Consider the following 23,607-nt stretch of genomic DNA (forward strand, 5'->3'; position numbering starts at 1 on the left):
AATTATGCTAAAAATCCGATACATCAATAACCGTCGATACATTACCTTTGAAATTTATAATATCATTATCATGTGTAGCACTAAAATTATTAGAAGTAATTTTACAATTTTTATAAGATAATACCACTCCTGTGTTACTATATGTTTCTTTATTTAGTAGATTCATTTGGGCTTCTTGTGCTTTTAATGTGCTTTCTCCTAAAAAAAACTGTACATCATTTTTTAATTTTAACATATGACTATTCTCATTTAATATACCATTTTTTGCACTGATCACTAAGTCTTTGTTGTCATTTATTTTATATGTAGCATTAATTTCTTCTAGTTTATATTGATTACCTAAAGTCCTAACTGCTTGCGCAGCCTGAATTTGGTAAGGATTTAAGTTTTTATTGAACCCCTTAAAAATTGAATTTGAAATTTTTATTTCATAATCTTTATCATTTGGATTAAAAGCACTATTGCCACTATTGTCCTCAGTTGATTTTGAATTATTACTGATAGGATTTAAATTTATATAAATAAAATATAAGGTTAATACTATTCCTAAACAAGATAAGATCTTTGATAGACTAATTGAACGTCTATAAGATGAAATGATAGCACTACTACCTTTATCTATGAAGGGAATCTTAACCATAATATTGCCAACATTATCATGAACATTCATCAGCTGATTCCTGCCCTAAGTAAGTCATGTATATGAACAATACCAATCACTATATTATTTTCAGTTACTGGTATGCTAGTAATCGATTTACTATTCATTAGACCTAAAGCCTCTCCCGCTAATTTCGAAGGAGAAATGTGTTTTGGGTTAGAAGTCATTACATCGCTTGCATACTTCATATCTATTTTATCATTAATATGTCTACGCAAATCTCCATCTGTTATAATACCAACCAAACTCAAATCTTTATCTACCACTATAGCACATCCAAGACTCTTTTGATTCATAACCAATATAGTATCGGTAAATGAGGTATCAGCATATACTAAAGGCAACTGATCTTTCACCCGCATTAAGCTCTCTACCTTTATAAGATTCGCTCCAATCTTTCCTCCAGGATGATACAGCCGAAAATCATCTTCAGAAAAGCCTCGTGCTTCATGTACAGAAGTGGTAAGTGCATCTCCAAGAGATAACATCATTACTGAAGAAGTTGTTGGAGCGGCAATATAAGATGCTTCATTGATTCTTGGTATTAATAATAGGAAATCGCTATTGATTGCTATAGTAGAGTTGGCATTCATAGTCATGGCAATTATTTTTATAGAAAATCTCTTACAATATTTCATTATATCAAATAATTCTTTTGTCTCCCCTGAATTAGACAGCATGAATACTACATCATTGTCAGTTACCATACCAAGATCACCGTGGCTAGCCTCAGCTGGGTGCAGATAAAAAGCAGCCGTACCGGTAGAAGCAAAACTTGCTGCTATTTTATGAGCTATATAACCACTCTTTCCTATGCCGGTTAAAATAACCCTACCTTTACAGTTAATTATATAATCTACTATATTGTTAAAATCACTAGGAATATTATTAGATAATTCAACTAATGCAGCAGATTCTTTTAATATAACCCTTTTGGCAACATCACAATGGTATGGTATTTTCATATAGTGTCCGAATTGTTCAATGATGTTGTCGTAGCTAGAGGAATGACAGAATATTAGAACATATTACACATCAAGCCTGACGCCGAGTGATACATTATGACCTTTATATGCTAATGATTTAATATGATTTTTTATTTCTTTTGTGCTACCAAAATCTTTCCAACTGTAAGCTGCTTCAACTTTTACTCCTGGGGCTAACTTTGTAGCAGCTCCAAGAGTAAGCTGGTAGACTAGGTTATTTTTTTTACCACTAGAAACTGATACACCATTATTCTTAGTAATTTGGTTTTTTAGTTGACCAACTCCAGCACCAGCACCAACAAAAAATTCACAAATACTTATATCAACAATATCCACATAACCATTAAGCATTAAAGTAGCAATTTGAGGCTTAATTTTTGAGTCTGTACCGGCAAAAGAATGCTTAGATTGATGATTAGCAATCCAAGCAAGCATGAGATCAGCTCTAACATTATTTAGAATATAATAACCCAAACCTCCGCCAAGAAACATAGCGGTATTTTGCTTTAATTTTTTATCATTTAACTTAATATTAGCCATTTTATTCGCCCCAACCTCTGCTTTCAAATAAAATTGATTTTCAATAGCCAAAGAGGAAACAGAGAATAAAAGTGAAATAGCTATAATCGTTACTAAGAGTAAATGTTTCATAATTCTATTTTTTAATTTACAGTTTACTATAAATTAAACTAATCCGCTAGCTTATTTTCAAGATCACCCTACAAATAACAAAAGAAGAGGGTTACTAAAAGCCCTCTTCTTTTGTAGAACAAAAATAATAAATCTATAAATTATTTACTATTAGATATCAAATCTTAAGCCAGCCATTAAATTGTGACCTCTGTAAGCGGTTTTAGATATTTTGCCAGTCTCCTTCTTATCTTTATTCTTAGAATTTGTTTTCCCATAATCTCTCCAGCTATAGGCAAGCTCGACATTTACACCATCAGCCACATTAGCAGAAGCACCAACAGTCAACTGATAAGCAAAATTATTAGCGGGTTTCCTAGTTGCAGAAAATTCCCCTAGCTTTTTATTGTCTTTAGTGATTTCCACAGTTACTTTTTCTTTTATTTGAGCCATACCAACACCTGCTCCAGCAAAGAATTTAGCAAAACCTGCATCATACAAATCAACATAACCATTGAGCAATAATGACATCACTTGTCCTTTAGCTGTTGCTTTAGCTGTTGCTTTATAAGCTACGTCAGTCGAAGTGTGAGAACCAGTAAATTCTGGACTGACTAGGAAATCAAGTGTCAATTCTGCTCTAACATTATCCATGGCATAATAACCAGCACCAAGACCCAAAATCGCGTTAGTTTTAGATTTTAATTTCAAGCTATCTTCTTTCTTTGTTTCAGCATCATCCCATCTCCCTTTCGTATTATTCAACTTAGTCGCACCACCTTCGGCTTTAATATAAAATTGTCCTACATCTGCAAAAGATGTAGCAGAAGTTAAAAGAGCCGTACTTGTAGCAGCGATTAAAAACAACTTTTTCATAATATTTCTCCTTAAATTATATAGACAAGAATCCCCTTATTAGATTCTCAAATAAGGCCCGTGAAACACAAATCTCTCCAAATCCCACTTAGACCACCTAGTTCGGTATATATAGCATACTATTTCCCTTAGGGCAAACTAAAAACTATTATGAGCATTAATCAATAGTGTTATAGAGATACTTTGTGGCAATAAAAACACAATAGACTGATCTATAGTTAACCCGCAAATGTTTGAGCTATAGTAATGGTGATAGAATTTATGCCATTGCCCTGATATTACGCGAATTAGGGATAAGAATTTGTCAATTCTTATCCCTAATTTATTCAGGCATAACTGAAAACATCTAGCAAATTCTCTACGCTATCTGTGTTCGCAAGCTTGTTATTTTTATATTCTCCACATTTAAGACATTTATGGGTTAGAATTATGCCCTTTTTACTATCGAGTTTATAGGAAACTGGCTGCATTAGTCCGTTACATCTAGAGGCTCTATCCCCAGGGTTAATATCCACATGCTTGCTGTAGAAACATGTTGAACAATGGTTAGTATAACCATTTCCTTGTACCGATTCACTACATATCTCACAAATAAAATCTTCTTTATTTCTGTAAAACCTTTTTGTAACCATTCTTTAACTTTTTTTAATTTTTTTTGGCAACACATGCTATTTTTTTAGACCCCCTACCTACGCAGGGAACACCCCACAACTGTTGAAAGTTAGTAAATACAGCTTCCCTATACGTCTATTAGCGAGGAGGCTGTAAGACCGACGAAGCAATCCAGTAACATCATTTATCTATAGATTGTTTCCTAGATTGCTTCGCTTACGCTCGCTAATAGACGCTGTGGTATAGGTATTTGTAAACTTTCAACAGTTGTGCTTTAAACACGACGACGCCAATTCTTGAAGTTCTACCTGAGTATACATCGATATTTGAGGTTAACTAATGATAGCAACAACGGGTATATGATCAGAAGGCTTAATTTTTGTTCGTAAATTATAATGCATGTAACAATCATTTAGATAATCTGCAACATTGCTTGATGCAAGTATCATATCAATACGCATACCTTTATTTTGTTCGAAGCAACCTGCTCTATAATCCCACCAAGAGAATTCTTGCTTAGTAGGATTTGATAATCTATATAAATCCTCAAAACTAGAATTTAAAATAATTCTCAGTCGTTGTTTTTCTTCACTAGTAAAACAAGTAGTATTTTGCAACTCTTTTGCGGAGTATACGTCAATATCAAAAGGAGCAATATTAAAATCTCCTCCAACTATCACCTTAGTATCAAGAGATCTCTTGGATTCGAAGTAATTAATTAAATTGTCATAAAATTCTAATTTCATTTTAAATTTATCACTACCTACCAATGAACCGTTAGGTGCATATAATGAAGTGATACTACAAAAACCTATAGGAGTTTGTAGAGATATTTCTATAATCCGTGCTTGATTAGTACAATTAATACCCGGAAAGTCTTTTACCACTTCATCAGCTGGAAACTTTGATAAGATAGCCACACCATTATAGGATTTCTGACCATACACATAGAAATTATACGCTAGATCTGATAGTTCATCAAAAGGAAACTTATCAGTCTCACACTTGATTTCTTGTAACAAAACAATGTCTGGATCTACTTCTGTTAAAAAGTCCCGTAAATGTTGTAGTCTTATTCTTATAGAATTAATATTCCAAGTAGCTATTTTCATTTCTAATTCTTATCCCAAATTGGCTTTAATATTAGTAAATACACCTTCTCTACACGTCATTGCGAGCGAATGTACGTGAGCGTGGCAATCCATGAAGCTTGTCATATGGATCAACTATGTTCGCAATAAAAATTTAAATAAATTTGGTTTAAATTTTTATTGCTTGTGCAGAGCTAGTTAAATCACGTAACTTAGCGTTTGCAATCACAATGATGCAGAACTAATCTCTTTTTTGTAATCCTTGATAAAATCAGCTATTCCATTAGAGTTGTTATTATATTCTTTAGTTTCTTTTTTTCCATGAATAGCAACAACAAAATTGAATTTTCCTATATCAAGACCGATAAAATTATTATATAATAGCATAATACCTCGAAGACTTTTAATGTTTACGATTGTAAGCGGGCGTGCAAAGGCATCCCAATCAACTATTCAAACGTCTCGGGGATTTGGGCTAGAGTACCAATATCCATTCGGTCTTAAAACCAATTGCTTCACGGTCGCTCACGCCTGCACAGCGATAGTCATTTATATTATTAATGACTATCGCTGCAACACCCCCTTATAAGTCAGTATAAATCATTATTTACATTGACTTCAATATCTATTATATCATACTTTTAACTTACAATTGCTTCGTCGACCTACGGCCTCCTCGCAATGACATGATTTAACAATCAGATGCAGAGCAGCCTCAAATCTGATTGTTTCGATAATTTCACCGAATTTTACATCGGCTTAAAAACCATTAAAAAGAAAATAATAACTAGGCTGATAAATGCTGGCCAGCCAAGATAAAACCATAAATTAAATAATTTATAATACTGTGCTGGTAATTGCTCATTATTTTTTAATGTTCTGACTGCAATATTCCGTAATTGTATTTGAATCCATACTACTGGTAGCCAACATGCTCCTGTAATAGCGTATCCTAAATAAGTTAAAATAAGCCATAAATCAAAGAAATCATATCCAACTATATTGATTAATATTATGCCGCTAATTGGTTGAATAATAGCACTAGTGGTAGTAAAGAGAAAATCGGCAATAACCGTAGTACGTGCTGCATAAACTTTGGCTGCTAAATCCCCGGTTTTATTCGCCCACCACATAAAAAAAGCAATACCAATACCTGTACCAAACAAAATAGTAGAGCTAATGATGTGAATAGTTTTGACGACAGAATACCAATCCATTATTTATCCTTTTCTATAGCAAGTAGGACAAGAGTAAGAAGTATTATGGGAATATTTTTAGTAAGTGACCCCAAGGGGTCTAGCCATAAATCAGGCTTAAGAAAGGTTAGAAAAAATGTATAAGCTAGCATTAATAAAATCTGTAGTATACATACTCCTATAATTCTTGGCTTGATCATCATCAGAGTTCCAAGAATTATATCAGCAAGACAGCTTGAATATAACATAACTTGTGCAATTTGCTTGCTAAATCCTAACTCTGTTATTATTTTCAGACCTCGTTCTGAAGTAAAAACTCCCGTAATGACGCCTGTCATAATCCAAAATAAACCTAAAATGATTTTTAATAGTGGTTTCAACAAAAAAAGTCTTGCATGCCATAGTGATTGGACAGTAAGAGGTTCAGTGGCTAATCCTTGCTCAAAACTTCTTGGAACGACAGAAGTAAAATTGATAAAGTCTTTCTTATCTGCAATATTCGGCTGTAATAACATATTATATGAAGTGCTATTAAGTGGTCCTATACTAAAAAAGTCTCCTAACTTAGCTGCAATTCTAATGAATATTAAAGGAATCTTTATTAGCCTGGCAGTGTCTAGACCAAGCCAGCTCCTAAAATTAATCAATATATCTTTTACTGTAACTATTTCTGGACCAACTATTTTTAATACTCTACAAATTTTTCCTTCTCTTTTAGTACAATTAACAACCACTTTAGTTAAGTCATCCATATGTATTGGTTGGAATTGTTGTGATCCATCTCCTATTAAAGGAATAAACCAAGGTAAAGCTGCAAGAGATCTAAATAATGAAGTGCCTCCATAACAACCACTTGTATACACAAGCGATGGTTGTAAAATCACCCAATCAATATTTTTTAAAGTTTTTAAATAATTGTCAATTTTTTTCTTTGTTATAGCATAGTCAGTAGTTTTCTCATTATCTATACCAAGAGCTGAAATATGAATAATTCTTTTTACTTTAGCTAAAATACATGCATCAAATAAAGCTTTTGGACCAAAGAAATGAACATTCTCTATTTTGTTGTTATTAGTTGAAGTTAACACTCCGGATACATTAATGACTACATCAATATTTTGTAAATTGTTAAGCCACTTTTGTTGATCAGTATCATTGTTAAAATCACAAGCTAAAATTTCTAGGTTAGGGAATTTTCTTTTAGTAGCTTTTATATCTCTAACTGCACAAACTACATCATGATTATCTTTTAATAACTCAGCGGTGATATATGAACCAATAAAACCATTAGCACCTACTACTAAAACTTTCACCCTATCCTCTCTATAACATAGCAAATTCAAATCAACTGATTGTATAAACCTCAATTTCGGATTAATTTCATTAATCCGAAATTGGAATGAGAAAGTAAACAATCAGGCTTAAAGCGGTTTGACGCCTGATTGTTAAATATTTCATTTGCTAATAATCTTATTTTTATATAAATAAAAATAAGATTATTAGCGATAATAGATTAAAATGCATTCGTAGAAGCGCTTCAAGAATGCATTTTTCTGATATTATAGCCAGTTTTGGATTAAAATTTTTAATTTTAATCCAAAACTGAGGTTATAATAACATAAAATAACTAAACACTAAGTACATTAATCTCAATTCGATATAAAAATTATTTAACAAATTATATCATTTGGAAGCTCTTTCTTATTTATAAATTAATAATTTGATCTTGACAGGGTAATAGTTTTTATTAATATTACAGGTATATTCGATGCTTTTGAAGAATTGCCTTCGTAAATACTTGCGAATTCTTGATAGTAAAGTATATATAATAATCTAAATCAATAATTAAAGTAACAGTATGCATTTTATGTTATACGAGGATATTGATAATTTACACAATATCACTGATATTATTAGTACTAAATTGCAAGAGAATTTTATAGTAGCGAAGATATCTTGCAGATTAAAAGACCCTTATTCTATCGTAAAGAAGTTGGTAAGAAAAGGTATTGGTTTTTATCAATTAACTGACCTCATTGCTTTTAGAATTATAGTTGATACGCTAGAAGACTGTTATAAAGTACTGGATATTATTAATGATATATATCCTAGTAACCATGAAAAATATAAAGACTATATTGTTAATCCCAAAGATAACGGCTATAGTTCCTTGCATATTGTGACTACTATTGGTACATCTAGACGTAATGTGGAAATACAAGTACGGACTAGTCAAATGCATGATATAGCAGAGTTTGGCATCGCTAATCATGGTGAATATAAAGAAGCACAAGAAGCAAGGATAAAAAAATTATTTTCTCCAGAATTACTTAATATAATTGTTCTTCACATCGGACTAAATAATTTATATAAACTTTTTGAACAATTTAATTGGACTATATCTGAACTGGTTGCTTACGAACAAGAAATTAAAAATTTTTGGGATAATTTTCAAGATAACTTGCAAACAATACAAGAACAATTTATAAAAGAAATAAATAATGTAGAACCGTTAGAGAGAAATTTTGTCTAATTAATCCAAGGTTGGCGGTTGGCTATAGTCAATTCAGGAGGATTTGGTGCTAGGAGCGATGGAGCGACGCCTATATGTAATAGGCGAGCGACGAGTGACGACGTCACCAACTTCTCATCAATTGACTATAACTCTATAAATATTTGTGGGTAATAGTAAACTCTACTGTCTAGAATAACGTCCATAACTGTCGAAAGTTAAGAAATCGTCATTGCGATGAGCTTTGTAAGCCCTAAACCGTCTATTAGCGAGGAGTCGCTGTAAGCGACGACGTGGCAATCTTGTGAAGAAGAGTTTACTTCATAAGATCGCCACGGCATCTGTCAACGCCTCGCGATGACGATTTTTAACTTTCAACAGTTATGGGATAACATCAGAGTTGGTCATGCCAATCATTATAAAACTTGCCTAAATCAAGTCTTATTCTTTTCGATCGCTCAGCAGTGATTATAGAATATATTGTTTCAAGAGTGGTATCAAAATCATCGTTAATAACCACGTAATCATATTGTTTGGCATAATACACTTCTTTAGTAGCCAATTTCATACGCAACTTTATTGATTCTTTACTATCTTGCCCTCTATTTTTAATTCGTTGTTGCAAAATACTAGGACTCGGTGGCAAAATAAAAATTGTAATTACATTTGGCAAGGTTTTTTTTATTAGCTTTGTACCTTGCCAATCTATATCAAACAAAACATCTAACCCTTGACTTAGTAAGTCTTCTACAACTTTTTTAGGTGTTCCATAATAATTATTGTAAATATTTGCATATTCAAGAAATGCATCTTGCTCAATTAATTTATTAAATTCCTCTTTGGTCTTGAAATAGTAACTTACTCCATCAACTTCATCTGTTCTTGGCCTTCTAGTAGTTGCAGAAACGGACAATCTAAGATTACTATCAATTTTTAAAACTGCTCTAGCTAAGCTAGATTTACCAGTAGCCGAGGGCGAAGACAAAATAATAGCTAATCCTTTACTTCTGAGAGATAGTAGCATTCTTGGTGAAACCTTTATATAGCAATAGAATTTTATCTTTTAATATTAATTTTTGTTTCTTTAACTGCCTGATTTTAGTATTATCTTGCAAATGCAAAAATCCGGTATTTATTAGTCTTTCTAAATCATTATGTTTTTTTTGTAAACTTTGTATGTGGCTCATGAGACTAATTTGCAAACTCCATAATCAGTTAAAAGCTTGGTTTTTTGTAAACCAAGCATCATCTTAATATAAGCAAACACACTTTGAAAGGAAAAAATATAGCTATGACTAGCGATAATAAAAAAAAATTGCTTGTGGCAATCTCTGGAGCTTCTGGAGCAATATATGGTATAAGGTTACTTGAGATTCTAAGGCAGATAAATATTGAGAGTCATCTAATTATTTCAAAATCTGCTCATCTTACCATATTACATGAGACGAATTATTCCATAGAACAAGTAAAATATCTAGCAGATTACTGTTACAATCTTTCTGATATTGGTGCTAGGGTTGCTTGCGGTGCTTTTAGGACATTTGGCATGATAATAGCCCCATGTAGCATGAGAACTCTTGCATCAATTGCTGGCAGTATTGAGAATAATTTAATCAGTAGAGCAGCAGGGGTTACACTAAAAGAACGAAGAAAACTGGTGTTGATGATAAGAGAGACTCCTTTACATCTAGGTCATTTAGAAAATATGTTAAAAGTAACGAATTATGGTGGGATAATTGCACCTCCAGTACCTGCTTTTTATAGTTTACCTAAAACCTTGGATGACATGATAAATTATTCAATTTCGCGGGTTCTTGATATTTTTGATATTAATACTGATTTAATAAAACGTTGGGATGGTATGCCTACAAAAATTTAAAATCTATTAGTGCTTGAAAAATATCTGCTATAATTGCAGTGACGTCTTGAGGGTCATATATGCAACAAAGTTTTGAAAAAATACTAAAAGGCTATCAGCTATTTAGAAAAAAATATGCTTATGGTAATAAATCTATTATGCAGAGTCTATCCCGGGATGGTCAACAACCAAAGATTATGGTGGTTGCTTGTTGTGATGCACGAGTAGATCCGGCATTAATAGTACAATGTGATCCAGGGGATTTATTTGTTGTACGTAATGTAGCAAATATTGTGCCTCCTTACGAAAAAGATGGATCTCATCATGGCACAAGTGCTGCCTTAGAGTTTGGAATATGCTTTTTGAAAGTTGAACACTTAATTATATTAGGACATAGCCAATGTGGAGGAATTCAAGAATTATTAAATAGTGACGATAGAGTGCAAAATGATTTTATAACCAACTGGGTCTCTCTGATAAAAACACCTAATTTTAGACATCATAATGCTGATGATTATACAAAATTAGCACTTAAACAATCACATCAAAATTGTATGACGTTTCCATGGATTAATGAACTAGTGACCAAGAAAGAGCTAACTATTCATTTATGGTTTTTTGATATAAAAACTGGGCAAATTTTTACTTATTCTGATAAGCAACAAACATATCTACCCCTTGCTTAGGTTCTTGAGCATACTCAGGTATACTCAGGTAGAACTTCAAGAATTAAGCTTTCCGCAACCTAAAGATCGAATGCAGTCATGTATCCGGCTTATAGCAAAGTAAATTTTATTAGACTTCTTTCGAAACTCTACTTCTGCTGGTGATTTGTACGTCGATGCGGTACTCGAATCCTCACGTACATTAGAGTACGCTGCGGTTCGAGGTGAAGCGTCTCCTTCACACCCTTGCGCATAAGCGAGTTTCGAAAGAAGTCTAATGCATTTTTCCTTGTATTAAAGCCAATTCAGGATAAGAATTAACTAATTCTTATCCCGAATTGGGGTTTATTCGTATGAAGAAATGAGCGTTAGAAGTCCATACCGCCCATGCCGCCCATACCACCACCCATGCCACCACGTGGCATAGCAGGTTCATCTTTATCAGTTGGTTCATCAATAATAAATGCTTCAGTAGTAATAATTAAAGAAGCAACTGATGCTGCATCTTGCAAAGCTGTACGTACAACTTTTGTTGGATCGATAATACCAGCCTTAATCATATCAACATAAGTCATATCTTGAGCATTGAAGCCAAAATGTTTGTCTTTACTATCATTAAGTTTTCCAACTACAATAGCTCCTTCCACACCAGCATTTTCTGCAATTTGTTTTACTGGAGCTTGCAATGCCTTCTTAACTATGTTAATACCAGCCTGTTGATCTTCGTTAGTATTTTTTAACGATTCTAAAGCTTTTGCTGCATAGAAAAGAGTGACCCCACCCCCTGCAACAACACCTTCTTCTACTGCAGCTCTAGTAGCATGTAGGGCATCCTCGACACGATCTTTCCTTTCTTTTACTTCAACTTCGGTAGTACCACCAACTTTTAAGACAGCTACACCACCAGCAAGTTTAGCCAAACGCTCTTGTAATTTTTCTTTATCGTACTCTGAAGTAGATTCATCAATTTGTTTACGAATTTGTGAACAACGAGTAGCGATATCCGCCTTACTACCAACACCATCAATTATGACAGTATTTTCTTTAGAGATGGTAACTTTTTTAGCAGTACCCAACATTTTGATATTAACATTCTCAAGCTTCATACCAAGATCTTCGCTGATAAGCTGACCATTGGTTAAAATAGATATATCTTCCATCATGAGTTTTTTTCTATCTCCAAAGCCAGGAGCTTTAACTGCCGCAACTTTTAACCCACCACGTAATTTATTTACTACTAGAGTAGCCAGTGCTTCTCCTTCTACATCTTCAGCGATTATAAGTAAAGGACGTCCTGATTGCATTACCGCTTCAAGTACTGGTAACATTTGTTGTAAATTTGATAATTTCTTTTCAAATAGTAAGATAAAAGGATTTTCCAATTCTGCTACCATCTTTTCAGAATTAGTAACAAAATATGGTGATAGATAACCTCTATCAAACATCATACCTTCAACTACATCTACTTCGAAACTAAAATTCTTGGCTTCTTCGACGGTAATTACTCCCTCTTTGCCTACTTTTTCCATAGCCATGGCAATTTTTTCACCAATTTCTTTATCACCATTTGATGAAATAGTACCAACTTGAGCAATCTCCTCTTGGCTACTGATCTTTTTACTTGCTTTCCTAATTTCTTCAACTACTAGGTTAACCGCTAAGTCTATACCGCGTTTTATATCCATAGGATTAAAACCGGCTGCTACGGCTTTATTGCCTTCTCTTGCTATTGCTTGAGTTAGCACAGTTGCGGTAGTTGTTCCATCACCAGCAACATCAGATGTTTTGCTAGCCACAGATTTCACTAATTGAGCTCCCAAATTCTGAGCTTTGTCTTTTAGTTCAATGGCTTTTGCAACAGTTACACCGTCTTTGGTTAGCCTTGGTGCCCCGAATGATTGTTCAATTGCAACATTTCTACCTTTTGGACCTAATGTTACTTTTACGGTATCAGCTAAAATATCAATACCTTTTAGCATTTGTTCACGTGCATGTAAGCCGTGTTTTATTAATTTTGCTGCCATATATATATTCTCCTTACAATAAATAAATTATTAACCAATTATGCCCATGACATCACTTTCTTTCATAATGACCAAATCTAAACCATCAACTTTTACTTCAGTGCCAGCCCATTTGCCATAAAGTACTTTATCTCCTACTTTTATTTCTAATGGATGGACAGTACCATTCTCACTTTTTGTTCCCTTACCTACAGCTACTACTTCACCTTGTATTGGTTTTTCCTTTGCTGTATCAGGAATAATAATTCCTCCACTTGTTTTTTCTTCTTGTTGAATTGGTTTTACCGCAATTCTATCGTGCAATGGTCTAAAAGACATTCTTACCTCCATAGATTTAATACTTAATAATGTGTATTCTATATATGCTTGATTTTATAACAGTTCAAGGGGTAAAAAGAAAAATTTTTAAGAATAATCGCTGTGAGCAAATTGTGTGTAATACTCGATAATCAAGTTTTTCCTTAACCGTCATAGCAAGGCTCTTTAGATGCCGTGGCGATCTAGGTAAACAGCGAAGCTGTTTTTTTAGAGTAACGCTTCGCGTATACTGGATTGCCGCGTCGCCGCTTTTTCGCGGCTTCTCGCTAATAGACGTATTTTTTAATAATTCTAAAAAACTTGATTACCGAGTAATACCTTTTTTATCCTCGCATAAGTTTTTCTATTATTGACTTTATAGGAGTATAGTTTAAAATTAAAAGTGAAGTAACTGCAAAGTTACTTTGGGGTGTAGTAACCTCTTATAGCATCGGAACACATCTGCCGAATAAAGGTGTAATCCTCGATTGTTATGGTCGGGGAGATGTTAGCTATGTTCAGGGTTTAAGGTGTAAACCTTAAACCTAAAGGCTAGCGTAGCTGTTATGCTATACAGTTTACTAACTCCCCGATCGCCAAAGTAATCTCTCAAGGTTCTTTGGTGGTTAAAACTTGATAACTTTAAGTTTAATCATAAAGGGGATACTGCTATGACATATACAACAACTTTACCTTCTGAAGCAATCATCTTTTTTGATCCAGTTTATGAGCATCCTAAGGATCTAAAACTTAGAGATGATGTCATTACTACCAGCCAACAAGAAGGACTAACAGTAGTAAAAATTATCGAATCTAAAGGACCTTATGACCACAGTACTTTTGGCAAATTAATCCGCCAAGTAATGAGCTGCAATAATAAGCCTGTCACCATCCTAATTAACGAAAATCTACGGCATACAACAATTAACACTCTACTTTGGTCTGTACTTGGTACTTTGTCATCTGCCGGCCTAATTACCGTTACTACTTACGAAAAATCCTATAAAAAAGTACTCTTGAAAAAAGTAAATATAGAGGATGATTATTTTTTATACGTGGCTGCTACTTATTGTAAAAACCATTATAAATTTGCTAATGAACTATTAAATATTTAATACAGATGAATAATAGACCTCTTTCGAAACTCTACTTCTGCTGGTGATTTGTACGTCGATGCGGTACTCGAATCCTCACGTACATCTGAGTACGCTGCGGTTCTGTGTTCCGCGTCTCCTTCAAATCCCTCAGCATAAGCGAGTTTCGAAAGAGGTCTAATATACTACTCGTAAATGAAGAATTGATATACGATAGAATCAAAATCCTGATAGTAGCAAGAGTCAAAGGGTCTAGGTGCTAGGCGTACATATAGTACGTGGCTACCTACGAATACGTCTATAAAAGGCGTCTATAAAACGTCATTGCGAGGAGCGTTGTTAGCCCTAAACCGTCATTGCGAGGAGGCATAAGCCGACGAAGCAAATGCTAAGTTACGTGATTTAACTAGCTCTGCAGAAGCAATAAAAATTTAAACCAAATTTATTTAAATTTTTATTGCGAACATAGTTGATCCATATGACAAACTTCATGGATTGCCACGCTCACGTACGTTCGCTCGCTAATAGACGGTTTAAACCTTACAACAATGCTTCCCTAATAGACGGTTTTTTAACTTTCAACAATTGTGGTATAACCACAAAGCTGAGCTTAATTATAATGATCTGCAATACCTAAAAGGTGGTTATTCTCATCAGATTCTATTGACACATCATGCACTGCTTCACTATATGAAGGTGGTATTGAAGCTGGTATTGGAGGAGGTGGGGCAGCAGGTTTACGAGGTTTCAGATGAGAGTACATTGTATGGGATGTAGTCGTAATATCTGAATGTAGTTGCGGGTATAAATGTACACTAGGTTGTACAGAATCTGCTGCTGGATGGTTGTTATTAGTAACATACATATTATTACAGTTACTTGATCCTTCAAGAACAGTTGATAGGGGTAGTGCTGGAGCACTTGGTTCACGCTCACATTCAGCTTGATGTGCATCTAGTATTACTTTATATTCTTCCTGTTTAACTTCTAAATATTTATCCAAATTTTCAAAAAAAGTATTTTCTGTTATCCATATTCTACTTATCCATGGTGCACCCTTCTTAATTATATAGCTCAACCCAGCAATCTTCAGTGCTTCTTTAAAATCATGTTGGTCAATACATTTAAGTAACTTTCTAGCTTGAATTATTTCGTATATTTGGTCACTGCGTTCTTTAAACTTTTTACAATCAACTGTATTATACTTTGATAAGATAGATTGTTGACTATGCAGATCTTTTAAACTAGTTTTTAATCCCTGACTAGCTACTGATCTATCTTCCGTATTTTCTACAAAATTACAACATTTTTCCAAATCAGCAGCCTGCAATATCTCATGAACAGTACTATCAGTAGCAAATAACTTTTTAGCTCGTTCTGTCTTATCAATTTTATTCTCAAGTAATTGTTTTGCGGTAGAAAGCCTTGCTAATAGCGTACGATCTTTTGACATAATAAACACATATTAAGATTATATTAATATGACATAATATAATCTTAATATATATTAATATGCAAGATTTAGTAACAATATAGTTAAAATTAGTTATATAAATTGTCATATTTATATCATAATAACTCACCTTATGCGTAACCCCCATGGCAATTTAAAAGTCATAGAAAAAACAGCCTAGCGCTATTAGCGAGAAGCCACTTTGTGGCGACGAAGCAATCCACAAAAAATATAATAAGTAATTTGGATTGCCGCGTCGCCACAAAGTGGCTCCTCGCAATGACGTTTAACTAAAAGTTGTATACATCTTACTAATTTTGTGTGCATCACCTAGCACTACGTGGTCTCGCTAATAGACTCTTGTACTTTTCTGCAATTTTTAAATGCTATACGTAAGGTGAATGATAACATACAATATAAATCACATACTCTTTTGTTTCATTTTATTTTTCTTAATGGCATAGCTAATCAGCTCATCAATAACATTGTTTCTTATGGCTACTGCAATATCTACTTCATTTTTTTTCTGAATTTCTTGCCTTTTCGTCTTATCAATTCTTTTTGATTTTACATAAGCAAAATATGCCTTATCTTTTGACTGAAAAACTGGAGTATTGGAATCAATGTTAGCATTAAAAATTGCTGATAGTAATTCTGCTGGTAATTGCTGATTATTGTGAACTTCATACCTAGAAAAAGTTGCAGCTTGGTTGGTAGTAATGTCTAGAGGTTTTTTACTTTTACTAGGTTTATATTCTTTAGCAAGACTCTCTATGTTTCCTAAATTTATCTTTCTAATATATTGCTTATACCATAGTTCATATACTTGATCCTTGACTGCCGAGAATTCTTGTAGTTTACTTGGCTGAATAGATTTAATCTCAACCAATATAAAAGCTCCTTGATCAGTTATCTCCATTGGATATGATAATTCTCCTTCTGCAAGATCAAAAATACTGTCAGCATTTTGGCCAAGATCAACATACCATTCGCCTTTCAAATGTTGGCGTTGTGGCACGATGGGACTTCGCGTAGGAACAACGGTTTGACTACGCCTAGTCCGCTCACCACTCGCAGGCTTAACCAAATCTTGAAATTCATCTTGTATATTATTAGTTAAATCCTTATAGCTTACAGAATCCAAATTTTGTATTGGTAATTCATATTTTCCAGCAATTTCTGTTAAACTTGAACCAGCTGCTACATCATCCTCTAAATTTTTTGCTAACAGTAGCTTCAGCTCTTCTATTTTTTGTTGTTGCAATAATTCATTAACCTGTTTTCGTACCTCGCTAAATTTTTTATTAGCAAATTCTTCTTGGTTATCCTGATAAAACTTCAATAATTCTTCATCGCTATTATGAATTTGCTTACCTAACACTTCACTTGATATTTTTACATAAGACAAGCTACGTTTTTCCGGTATTTCAAATAACTCTTGATTTTGCTTGTATAGTTCTTCTAACTCGACCGAAGTTGCATAAGTCATAAACGCACCTTTAGGCTGAGCTTTTAGGTCAATTTGTACAAGGTCGACCTCTCTTGTTTCAGCCATATAGTCTACGATATTTTTGACCATTATTTTTGGTGTTTGAAATGATTCTATAAAAATACTAATTAGAGTATTCTTTAAGGTGTGTTCTTTTACGTCAGATACATAGTCCTCCTCATTAATATAAGAATTTTTTAAAAAACCTTTAAAGACTGCTATGTCAAATAGACCTTGCTCATTCTTAAAATTAGCAGATTCTTTAATAAACTGAATCACAGTATCATCAGTTATATCTAGATTATAATAGTGTACTAAATAGTTCATAATGCGATTATTGATAAGTTTTTTAACAATAAAATTATCAATATTCAACTGCTTTATATCTTCTTCACTAAGATGTGTTCCAGTTTGTTTTTGAATAACACGAATTTGTTCGGCTTTTGCTTTTAGAAAATCTTCTTCGCTAATAGTTTTTGCATCAGAAAATGTAATCAAATCAAAATTATTGGTAGTCTGTAATACATCTTTAATTCCCCATCCAACAAATGCAAAGGCAATCATTCCAAGTAAAACACGCATTACAAAACTATCAGCAGCGTTTCTAATATTATTTAACATAAATTATAAATTTTTCTCTTCAAGTTTTTGTAGTATACTAAAATAGTATAGTACAATAGTTCTGTACACTAATATCTGCAAGCGATTTTTATGAAAAAACTTATTATTGCTAACTGGAAAATGCATATAAGTTTAGATGATGCATTTAAATTTTGTGCTAGGCTGACAGAGCAGCAACATAACAACAAATTTATTATAGCTCCTCCTGCTCCCTATCTTGCTTATTTATCTGATAAATTCAAATCTATAGAGTTTTGTGGACAAAATGTCAGTCAATTCGAAGGACAAGGAAGTTATACTGGAGAATATTCAAGCCTACTACTGAAACTAAGTGGTATTAATTACGCTATTGTTGGTCATAGTGAACGTAGAAGTCTCTTTCAAGAATCCAATGAATTAATCAAACAAAAAGCAGAGAATTGCTTAAACGCCAAGATTAGCCCTATTATTTGTATCGGAGAAGACCTAGCTACACGAAGAAATAATAATTATAAAAATTTTTTATTAAAACAATTAGTGGAATCCCTGCCAAATGATACAATAGGGGAGGGGATAGATGTGATAATAGCGTATGAGCCGATTTGGACTATAGGAACAGGCATTATTCCTAACCAAGAAGAATTAATAGAAATATTTGATGTCCTCAATTATTTTCTTCAGCAAAGCCAAGTTGCAAATAATGTTAGCTTAGTGTATGGTGGATCTGTAAATTTAGGTAATATAGAAAAAATATTAAGTGTACAGAATATTGATGGGGTTATGATTGGCAAATCTTCACTTGATTATCAAATTTTAGTTCAAATATTAAATTATAGGTTTTTTAAAAAATGATGAATATATTACTTTTTGTTCATATTGTAATAGCAATACTGCTAATTATCGTAATTCTGATGCAAAAGACTGGCAATGATGGGTTAAGTGGTATGAGCGGTGGTAGTGGTAATATGGGTGTTGTAACAGGCAGAACTGTAGCTAATTTCTTGACTAAAACCACGGTAGTGCTTGCCACCTTGTTTATAATTAATGCTATTATTCTTGCCAATCTGTCTTCTAAGAAAAACCTTGGGATAATTAAGAAAATTGAGCAAGTTGACGATAAACAAGAAGAGTCTAGCTTGCCAATTGCCAAGTAAAATTTAAGGACTAAGTTATGCAAAAAATAATTGATTTACATAATATCAAAATTGGTAATACCCTACCATTTGTGTTTATTGCTGGACCTTGTCAAATAGAAAATCTAGATCATGCATTATTTATGGCTGACAAGCTTGTGACCCTTACTGCTAAACTTAACATACCCTTTATCTATAAATCGTCATTCGATAAAGCCAATAGAACTTCAATAAATGGTATCCGGGGTAGCGGTCTTGAGAAAGGGCTGGAAATTTTATCTAAAGTAAAAACAGCCTTTAACTGCCCTATTCTTACTGACGTTCATACAGAGAATCAGTGTGCTAAAGTTGCTGAAATTATTGATATAATTCAAATCCCTGCCTTCTTATGTAGACAAACAGATTTGCTGCATGCTGCAGCTATGACTAATAAGGTTGTTAATGTTAAAAAAGGTCAGTTTCTTGCCCCTTGGGATATGAAGAATGTGTATGCTAAACTTGAAGCGTTTGGTGCAAAGAATATCATGCTTACCGAACGGGGTGCATGTTTTGGTTACAACACATTAGTATCGGATATGCGTAGTTTGCCAATTATGGCAGAAACTAAGACCCCTGTAATTTTTGACGCGACCCATTCAGTTCAGCAACCAGGTGGCATAGGCAACAGTAGTGGTGGCGAAAGAAAATATGTTGAAATATTAGCAAGGGCAGCTGTTAGCGTTGGAGTAGCAGGCATTTTTATGGAAGTTCACCAAGACCCAGATAATGCCCCAAGTGACGGACCTTGTATGATCAAGCTGGATGATTTAGAACCTATATTGGTTAGGTTAAAGAGCTATGATGAGCTAACTAAAGCAATATTTAAGATATAACATAACCTCAAGTATTTATGTAAGACATCGGTTTAATAGCCTAGGGTGTCCCTGCACCCATAGTATACTCAAATGATTTGAAGAATTGGATTTGAAAATGAATGGTGAGCAAGCGGAGCGTACATATAGTACGTGAGCATGCGAATCCATGATATTTTCAAAAAACAATTTTTCAAAGCAGAAGAGTATACCTACATTTTTCTATAATCGTCATAGCAAGGCTCTTTAGATGCTCTAGGTAAACAGCGAAGCTGTTTTTTTAGAGTAACGCTTCGCGTATCCTGGCACAACTGTTGAAAGTTAAAAAACCGTCATCGCGATAAGCTTTGTAAGCCCTAAACCGTCATTGCGAGGAGTCGCTGTAAGCGACGACGTGGCAATCTTGTGAAGAAGAGCTTACTTCATGAGATCGCCACGGCGTCTATCGACGCCTCGCGATGACGATTTTTTAACTTTCAACAGTTGTGCGTATCCTAGATTGCCGCGTCGCCGCTTTTTCGCGACTCCTCGCTAATAGACGCTCGGAAGACCTCTTAACAGCAGCATAAAAAATGGTACTATGCTGTAATTTATACAACAAGATTAGAAGATATTGCATCTTTTTAAAAATAAAAAATAGTAAATGCTTTAAACAGTCGAAATTTTAGTTTAAAATGACTTTAGAATTAAAATATTGTGGTTCTTATGGAAGATATTAACTATTGGGATAATTCAAGATACCAGTCTTGTGCATATGCTGAAAGGTTGCTTAATGAATTAATTTTGCTAAATACAAAAGTAAAGCAACCAATAGACATTGATGAAGTCAAAAAAGGCATCTACTATGCTAAAAAATATCATGGCAGTCAAATGAGACAATCCGGCGAGCCATATTACTCGCATCCAATAGAGGTGGCTTATATGTTTGCCCAGTACACAGCCCTAGAAATTCCACGATTGTTTAGGACTGACATGATAGTTACCGCATTACTACACGACACTATCGAGGATACAACACTTACCGAAAAGATGATTGCCTATATTTTTGGCAGTCAAGTGGCTAGTCAAGTGCAAGACTTGACTAGGGTTAAACCTAGTGGCAAGATTAGCTCGGCGGAAACATTAGATTTATTAATTCAACAAAAAAAATATAATGTAGCATTGATTAAAATTTTTGATCGGATTCATAATTTAGAAACTGTTGGTGTAAAATCTCCTGAAAAAATTAAGAATATTATAGAAGAGACGGTAATACATTTTGTAACTTTAGCTATGCATTTAAAAATACCAACAGTAACAAAACAAATTATTGAACTATGCTATCAACACTTATCTATTAAGCAACCTCTTTCACTAGGAGAGAAGATGATTTTTGAGGATAATTTCCAACCTCTTTTTCCAACTTTTCAAAATGACGTAGACCAAAAGCGAAACCCAAAGCAGTAGGCAACATAATAATTAATAATCCCCAATGACTAAAATATTCTATTAAATAAACGAATCCAAAAGAAGTAATTACGTGCATTAAGGCACGAGATATTGCAAATGATAAACTAACAAAAGTAAATCTCTTAAACACAGGAAAATGTTTAAAAAAGATTGGCATAGCTGGAGAATAATCCGTACGAAATAAGATAAAAAATGACTGTATCAAGAATAATTCCAGTGGAGTTTTAATGTTAAACATTAAGTAAGGACAAACCAAAATAAATCCCCCAAATACAATCAATCTTATTTTGACAATCTTTAATGGGTAAATCTTATAACTTAAGTAGACTAACAATACCGTACTAGCAAAATGTACTATAGAAACCATAAAATTGTGATGTATAACCTCTTCACTACTATAACCAAAAGAATTTTTTAAAATATTACCACAATAAAAGTAAAGAAAATAAAAACATACTGGCCACGTACAATCGACTAAAAATAAAGAAAGTACGGATATTTTATTAACTTTTTCTGTATAGATAGAATTATTATTTAATTTTTTTCTGTCTATATTAGTTTGTTCTAATAGTTTTCTTAATTGTTTTTTAGCATCCGCAAAGTCAGGCGATTCTCTTAAGGCTGTCCTAGCCACTGCCCCAATGAGTGCAATACCAGCCCCAATCACAAAAGCATACCGCCAGTTAAAAGCATAAGAAGTAACAAGTGATGCTATGGCTAAAGCTCCCATTCCTCCTGTTGCAGATAAACAACCAATTAACGCTACTGCTAGATATTGAACTGGAGGTTGTGTTGATTCAGTCATATAAAGTTCTGCTCCTATTATTTCTCCCATAGAAGATACACCCTGAATTATGCGACATATTGTAACTATCCAAGTAGCGGTGATACCTATTTGAGCATAAGTGGGAAGCATTGCCATTGTAATGCAAGATAAAGCCATAATTATAGTTGTAATGATAACTGTTGACTTACGTCCTATTGTATCCCCAATATAACCAAAAATTAATGCTCCAACAGGTCGAAAAACAAAGGTGGAGCAAAAAGCTGTAGCTGAATAAAGAGCAGTAGTATGAGGATCGGCTTTTGGAAAAAACAACTCATTTAGTAATACAGCCATATGCACATAAAGCATCAGGTCAAAATATTCTAAGAATGTCCCTATCGAAAGCAATCCTACCGCTTCTTTTTGTTCTCTAGTTAAGCTTCTTTGTTCTTGCTGATATTTTAACATTATTTGCCTCGCATTTGCGTTCAGTGAAATATATTTATGAGGGAGTAAATTATACTACTCATTGGAGTTTTCTCCCCCAAGATTGAAACACCCCACCTGCACTTTGTATAACCGTCTTATCTTGAATAATCTGATCCATTTCTTTTAGCATCTTTTCTATTTCTAAATTATTGATCAACTTATGCTTAATAAAATGTTCTTTTTCTTCTAACAGAGATAATTTTAATAATAATTTTTCTTCAGCCCCATTAAAAACTGGTTGATGAAAATCAAATTTTACATCTGTTAATTGAAGACTACACAAAATATTAAATAGCTTTATACCATAAGAATAATCTACACTAAGTCTTTTTTCAATTTTATGTAATAATTCTTTATATTGTTCTATTGAACGAGCATATGGATAATTAAATATGGCTTTATAATCATGCTCTTCACATGCAATAGTTCCGCCTAGCTTTAATAAACTTAACATATTATTTAAGGCTTTTTGAGGATGTGTTAGATGTATGAGTACAAACCTACAATATACGAGATCATATTGCTCATTACCCTGATAATCTTGTATATCTGCAACTTGATATTCAACAATATCGATGTTTTTACTACTTAACTTACTTTTAGTAAGCTCTATCTGTTTCTGGCTTATATCTAGGCATAATAGTTTGCCATCTTGTCCAATTTTCTGATATATTACATCAATAGACTCCCCCGATCCACAACCAATAATCGCTACTTTCATACTAGGGCGAAGTTCTAACCTGTCTAATAGAATATTAGTATATTTACCATATATTTTATTCAGAATACTAAGCCTATAATCCGTTTCATTGCCAGTTGCCAAAATATAGCTATTCTTTTTTACCATTATATTTTATATATCTATTTTTTAGTAA

At 33.5% G+C, this 23,607-nt stretch carries 25 protein-coding genes; 8 read left to right on the plus strand and 17 right to left on the minus strand.

Features of this window, described 5'->3' with window-relative positions; translation table 11 throughout:
• Positions 1-7 precede the first annotated feature (7 nt).
• The 9 genes from lptC to ACFEL1_RS03905 form a co-directional block, all read right to left on the minus strand.
• Positions 8-670, minus strand: coding sequence for an LPS export ABC transporter periplasmic protein LptC (lptC, locus tag ACFEL1_RS03865; protein ID WP_375331477.1), 663 nt, complete (start codon positions 668-670; stop codon positions 8-10).
• The gene (locus ACFEL1_RS03870; RefSeq protein ID WP_375331478.1) at positions 670-1,626 is read right to left on the minus strand and encodes an SIS domain-containing protein; all 957 of its coding nucleotides are present in this window, start codon (positions 1,624-1,626) and stop codon (positions 670-672) included. The genes lptC and ACFEL1_RS03870 overlap by 1 nt, the downstream gene beginning before the upstream one ends.
• A 63-nt stretch (positions 1,627-1,689) precedes the next feature.
• Positions 1,690-2,298: an outer membrane protein gene (locus ACFEL1_RS03875; protein ID WP_375331479.1), complete on the minus strand. Its 609-nt coding sequence runs from the start codon at positions 2,296-2,298 to the stop codon at positions 1,690-1,692.
• A gap of 150 nt (positions 2,299-2,448) precedes the next feature.
• The gene (locus ACFEL1_RS03880) at positions 2,449-3,153 is read right to left on the minus strand and encodes an outer membrane beta-barrel protein (protein WP_375331480.1); all 705 of its coding nucleotides are present in this window, start codon (positions 3,151-3,153) and stop codon (positions 2,449-2,451) included.
• Between the two features lie 326 nt (positions 3,154-3,479).
• Positions 3,480-3,785 carry an RNHCP domain-containing protein gene (locus tag ACFEL1_RS03885; RefSeq protein WP_341761560.1) on the minus strand — a complete coding sequence of 102 codons (306 nt, stop codon included), beginning with the start codon at positions 3,783-3,785 and terminating at the stop codon, positions 3,480-3,482.
• Between the two features lie 312 nt (positions 3,786-4,097).
• Positions 4,098-4,877 carry an exodeoxyribonuclease III gene (xth, locus tag ACFEL1_RS03890; protein WP_341761691.1) on the minus strand — a complete coding sequence of 260 codons (780 nt, stop codon included), beginning with the start codon at positions 4,875-4,877 and terminating at the stop codon, positions 4,098-4,100.
• 204 nt (positions 4,878-5,081) lie between these two features.
• On the minus strand, positions 5,082-5,243 hold the full coding sequence (locus ACFEL1_RS03895; RefSeq protein ID WP_375331481.1) for a transposase: 162 nt from the start codon (positions 5,241-5,243) through the stop codon (positions 5,082-5,084).
• Positions 5,244-5,605: 362 nt separating this feature from the next.
• The gene (locus ACFEL1_RS03900; RefSeq protein WP_375331482.1) at positions 5,606-6,073 is read right to left on the minus strand and encodes a DUF2269 family protein; all 468 of its coding nucleotides are present in this window, start codon (positions 6,071-6,073) and stop codon (positions 5,606-5,608) included.
• Entirely contained in the window at positions 6,073-7,365 is a 1,293-nt protein-coding gene (locus tag ACFEL1_RS03905) for an NAD(P)H-binding protein (protein WP_341762613.1), read from the minus strand. The genes ACFEL1_RS03900 and ACFEL1_RS03905 overlap by 1 nt, the downstream gene beginning before the upstream one ends.
• Before the next feature lie 545 nt (positions 7,366-7,910).
• Between ACFEL1_RS03905 and ACFEL1_RS03910 the strand changes: the two genes are divergently transcribed.
• Entirely contained in the window at positions 7,911-8,585 is a 675-nt protein-coding gene (locus ACFEL1_RS03910; protein WP_375331483.1) for a bifunctional (p)ppGpp synthetase/guanosine-3',5'-bis(diphosphate) 3'-pyrophosphohydrolase, read from the plus strand.
• Positions 8,586-8,958: 373 nt separating this feature from the next.
• Here the strand turns inward: ACFEL1_RS03910 and gmk are convergent, their stop codons facing one another.
• On the minus strand, positions 8,959-9,588 hold the full coding sequence (gene gmk, locus ACFEL1_RS03920; protein WP_375331485.1) for a guanylate kinase: 630 nt from the start codon (positions 9,586-9,588) through the stop codon (positions 8,959-8,961).
• The gene (locus tag ACFEL1_RS03925; protein ID WP_375331486.1) at positions 9,566-9,766 is read right to left on the minus strand and encodes a DUF465 domain-containing protein; all 201 of its coding nucleotides are present in this window, start codon (positions 9,764-9,766) and stop codon (positions 9,566-9,568) included. The genes gmk and ACFEL1_RS03925 overlap by 23 nt, the downstream gene beginning before the upstream one ends.
• 89 nt (positions 9,767-9,855) lie before the next feature.
• Here ACFEL1_RS03925 and ACFEL1_RS03930 point away from each other — a divergent pair, with 89 nt between their 5' ends.
• Together ACFEL1_RS03930 and ACFEL1_RS03935 are read left to right on the plus strand one after the other, a co-directional pair.
• Complete coding sequence (locus tag ACFEL1_RS03930) at positions 9,856-10,443, plus strand: UbiX family flavin prenyltransferase (protein WP_342279177.1); 588 nt, start codon at positions 9,856-9,858, stop codon at positions 10,441-10,443.
• 59 nt (positions 10,444-10,502) lie between these two features.
• A complete protein-coding gene (locus ACFEL1_RS03935; RefSeq protein WP_375331487.1) occupies positions 10,503-11,108 on the plus strand; it encodes a carbonic anhydrase in 606 nt (201 codons plus the stop codon).
• Positions 11,109-11,455: 347 nt separating this feature from the next.
• On the opposite strand, the gene groL is transcribed toward ACFEL1_RS03935, so the two are convergent.
• Positions 11,456-13,111 (minus strand): chaperonin GroEL, encoded by a 1,656-nt coding sequence (gene groL / locus ACFEL1_RS03945; RefSeq protein ID WP_375331488.1) that lies wholly within the window; start codon positions 13,109-13,111, stop codon positions 11,456-11,458.
• A 30-nt stretch (positions 13,112-13,141) separates the two neighbouring features.
• Positions 13,142-13,429: a co-chaperone GroES gene (locus tag ACFEL1_RS03950; protein ID WP_341762618.1), complete on the minus strand. Its 288-nt coding sequence runs from the start codon at positions 13,427-13,429 to the stop codon at positions 13,142-13,144.
• Positions 13,430-14,079: 650 nt separating this feature from the next.
• On the opposite strand from ACFEL1_RS03950, the gene ACFEL1_RS03955 reads away from it, so the two are divergent.
• Positions 14,080-14,523, plus strand: a complete 444-nt coding sequence (locus ACFEL1_RS03955; protein WP_375331489.1) for a hypothetical protein — start codon at positions 14,080-14,082, stop codon at positions 14,521-14,523.
• A 589-nt stretch (positions 14,524-15,112) separates the two neighbouring features.
• On the opposite strand, the gene ACFEL1_RS03965 is transcribed toward ACFEL1_RS03955, so the two are convergent.
• Together ACFEL1_RS03965 and ACFEL1_RS03970 are read right to left on the minus strand one after the other, a co-directional pair.
• Positions 15,113-15,955, minus strand: coding sequence for a hypothetical protein (locus ACFEL1_RS03965; protein ID WP_375331490.1), 843 nt, complete (start codon positions 15,953-15,955; stop codon positions 15,113-15,115).
• 421 nt (positions 15,956-16,376) lie between these two features.
• Positions 16,377-18,065 carry a peptidylprolyl isomerase gene (locus tag ACFEL1_RS03970; RefSeq protein WP_375331491.1) on the minus strand — a complete coding sequence of 563 codons (1,689 nt, stop codon included), beginning with the start codon at positions 18,063-18,065 and terminating at the stop codon, positions 16,377-16,379.
• Between the two features lie 90 nt (positions 18,066-18,155).
• On the opposite strand from ACFEL1_RS03970, the gene ACFEL1_RS03975 reads away from it, so the two are divergent.
• The 4 genes from ACFEL1_RS03975 to ACFEL1_RS03990 all read left to right on the plus strand — a co-directional run bounded on the left by ACFEL1_RS03975 (position 18,156) and on the right by ACFEL1_RS03990 (position 21,474).
• Positions 18,156-18,896: a triose-phosphate isomerase family protein gene (locus ACFEL1_RS03975; protein ID WP_375331492.1), complete on the plus strand. Its 741-nt coding sequence runs from the start codon at positions 18,156-18,158 to the stop codon at positions 18,894-18,896.
• Complete coding sequence (gene secG, locus ACFEL1_RS03980) at positions 18,893-19,198, plus strand: preprotein translocase subunit SecG (protein ID WP_341755495.1); 306 nt, start codon at positions 18,893-18,895, stop codon at positions 19,196-19,198. The genes ACFEL1_RS03975 and secG overlap by 4 nt, the downstream gene beginning before the upstream one ends.
• 17 nt (positions 19,199-19,215) lie before the next feature.
• The gene (gene kdsA, locus ACFEL1_RS03985; protein WP_342278226.1) at positions 19,216-20,049 is read left to right on the plus strand and encodes a 3-deoxy-8-phosphooctulonate synthase; all 834 of its coding nucleotides are present in this window, start codon (positions 19,216-19,218) and stop codon (positions 20,047-20,049) included.
• Between the two features lie 684 nt (positions 20,050-20,733).
• Positions 20,734-21,474 carry an HD domain-containing protein gene (locus ACFEL1_RS03990; RefSeq protein WP_375331493.1) on the plus strand — a complete coding sequence of 247 codons (741 nt, stop codon included), beginning with the start codon at positions 20,734-20,736 and terminating at the stop codon, positions 21,472-21,474.
• On the opposite strand, the gene ACFEL1_RS03995 is transcribed toward ACFEL1_RS03990, so the two are convergent.
• Positions 21,365-22,711, minus strand: coding sequence for an MFS transporter (locus ACFEL1_RS03995; protein WP_375331494.1), 1,347 nt, complete (start codon positions 22,709-22,711; stop codon positions 21,365-21,367). The genes ACFEL1_RS03990 and ACFEL1_RS03995 overlap by 110 nt on opposite strands.
• A 58-nt stretch (positions 22,712-22,769) precedes the next feature.
• Positions 22,770-23,579, minus strand: coding sequence for a class I SAM-dependent methyltransferase (locus tag ACFEL1_RS04000; protein WP_375331495.1), 810 nt, complete (start codon positions 23,577-23,579; stop codon positions 22,770-22,772).
• Positions 23,580-23,607 lie beyond the last annotated feature (28 nt).

This window comes from Candidatus Tisiphia endosymbiont of Oplodontha viridula (assembly GCF_964264865.1).
Taxonomy (GTDB): Bacteria; Pseudomonadota; Alphaproteobacteria; order Rickettsiales; family Rickettsiaceae; genus Tisiphia.

Excerpts from the sequence above, each read along its gene's own strand:
- lptC (WP_375331477.1), bottom strand. The coding sequence starts at position 670 with ATGAATGTTCATGATAATGTTGGCAATATTATGGTTAAGATTCCCTTC.
- ACFEL1_RS03870 (WP_375331478.1), bottom strand. The coding sequence starts at position 1,626 with ATGAAAATACCATACCATTGTGATGTTGCCAAAAGGGTTATATTAAAA.
- ACFEL1_RS03875 (WP_375331479.1), bottom strand. The coding sequence starts at position 2,298 with ATGAAACATTTACTCTTAGTAACGATTATAGCTATTTCACTTTTATTC.
- ACFEL1_RS03880 (WP_375331480.1), bottom strand. The coding sequence starts at position 3,153 with ATGAAAAAGTTGTTTTTAATCGCTGCTACAAGTACGGCTCTTTTAACT.
- ACFEL1_RS03885 (WP_341761560.1), bottom strand. The coding sequence starts at position 3,785 with ATGGTTACAAAAAGGTTTTACAGAAATAAAGAAGATTTTATTTGTGAG.
- xth (WP_341761691.1), bottom strand. The coding sequence starts at position 4,877 with ATGAAAATAGCTACTTGGAATATTAATTCTATAAGAATAAGACTACAA.
- ACFEL1_RS03895 (WP_375331481.1), bottom strand. The coding sequence starts at position 5,243 with ATGCTATTATATAATAATTTTATCGGTCTTGATATAGGAAAATTCAAT.
- ACFEL1_RS03900 (WP_375331482.1), bottom strand. The coding sequence starts at position 6,073 with ATGGATTGGTATTCTGTCGTCAAAACTATTCACATCATTAGCTCTACT.
- ACFEL1_RS03910 (WP_375331483.1), top strand. The coding sequence starts at position 7,911 with ATGCATTTTATGTTATACGAGGATATTGATAATTTACACAATATCACT.
- gmk (WP_375331485.1), bottom strand. The coding sequence starts at position 9,588 with ATGCTACTATCTCTCAGAAGTAAAGGATTAGCTATTATTTTGTCTTCG.
- ACFEL1_RS03930 (WP_342279177.1), top strand. The coding sequence starts at position 9,856 with ATGACTAGCGATAATAAAAAAAAATTGCTTGTGGCAATCTCTGGAGCT.
- ACFEL1_RS03935 (WP_375331487.1), top strand. The coding sequence starts at position 10,503 with ATGCAACAAAGTTTTGAAAAAATACTAAAAGGCTATCAGCTATTTAGA.
- groL (WP_375331488.1), bottom strand. The coding sequence starts at position 13,111 with ATGGCAGCAAAATTAATAAAACACGGCTTACATGCACGTGAACAAATG.
- ACFEL1_RS03950 (WP_341762618.1), bottom strand. The coding sequence starts at position 13,429 with ATGTCTTTTAGACCATTGCACGATAGAATTGCGGTAAAACCAATTCAA.
- ACFEL1_RS03955 (WP_375331489.1), top strand. The coding sequence starts at position 14,080 with ATGACATATACAACAACTTTACCTTCTGAAGCAATCATCTTTTTTGAT.
- ACFEL1_RS03965 (WP_375331490.1), bottom strand. The coding sequence starts at position 15,955 with ATGTCAAAAGATCGTACGCTATTAGCAAGGCTTTCTACCGCAAAACAA.
- ACFEL1_RS03970 (WP_375331491.1), bottom strand. The coding sequence starts at position 18,065 with ATGTTAAATAATATTAGAAACGCTGCTGATAGTTTTGTAATGCGTGTT.
- ACFEL1_RS03975 (WP_375331492.1), top strand. The coding sequence starts at position 18,156 with ATGAAAAAACTTATTATTGCTAACTGGAAAATGCATATAAGTTTAGAT.
- secG (WP_341755495.1), top strand. The coding sequence starts at position 18,893 with ATGATGAATATATTACTTTTTGTTCATATTGTAATAGCAATACTGCTA.
- kdsA (WP_342278226.1), top strand. The coding sequence starts at position 19,216 with ATGCAAAAAATAATTGATTTACATAATATCAAAATTGGTAATACCCTA.
- ACFEL1_RS03990 (WP_375331493.1), top strand. The coding sequence starts at position 20,734 with ATGGAAGATATTAACTATTGGGATAATTCAAGATACCAGTCTTGTGCA.
- ACFEL1_RS03995 (WP_375331494.1), bottom strand. The coding sequence starts at position 22,711 with ATGTTAAAATATCAGCAAGAACAAAGAAGCTTAACTAGAGAACAAAAA.
- ACFEL1_RS04000 (WP_375331495.1), bottom strand. The coding sequence starts at position 23,579 with ATGGTAAAAAAGAATAGCTATATTTTGGCAACTGGCAATGAAACGGAT.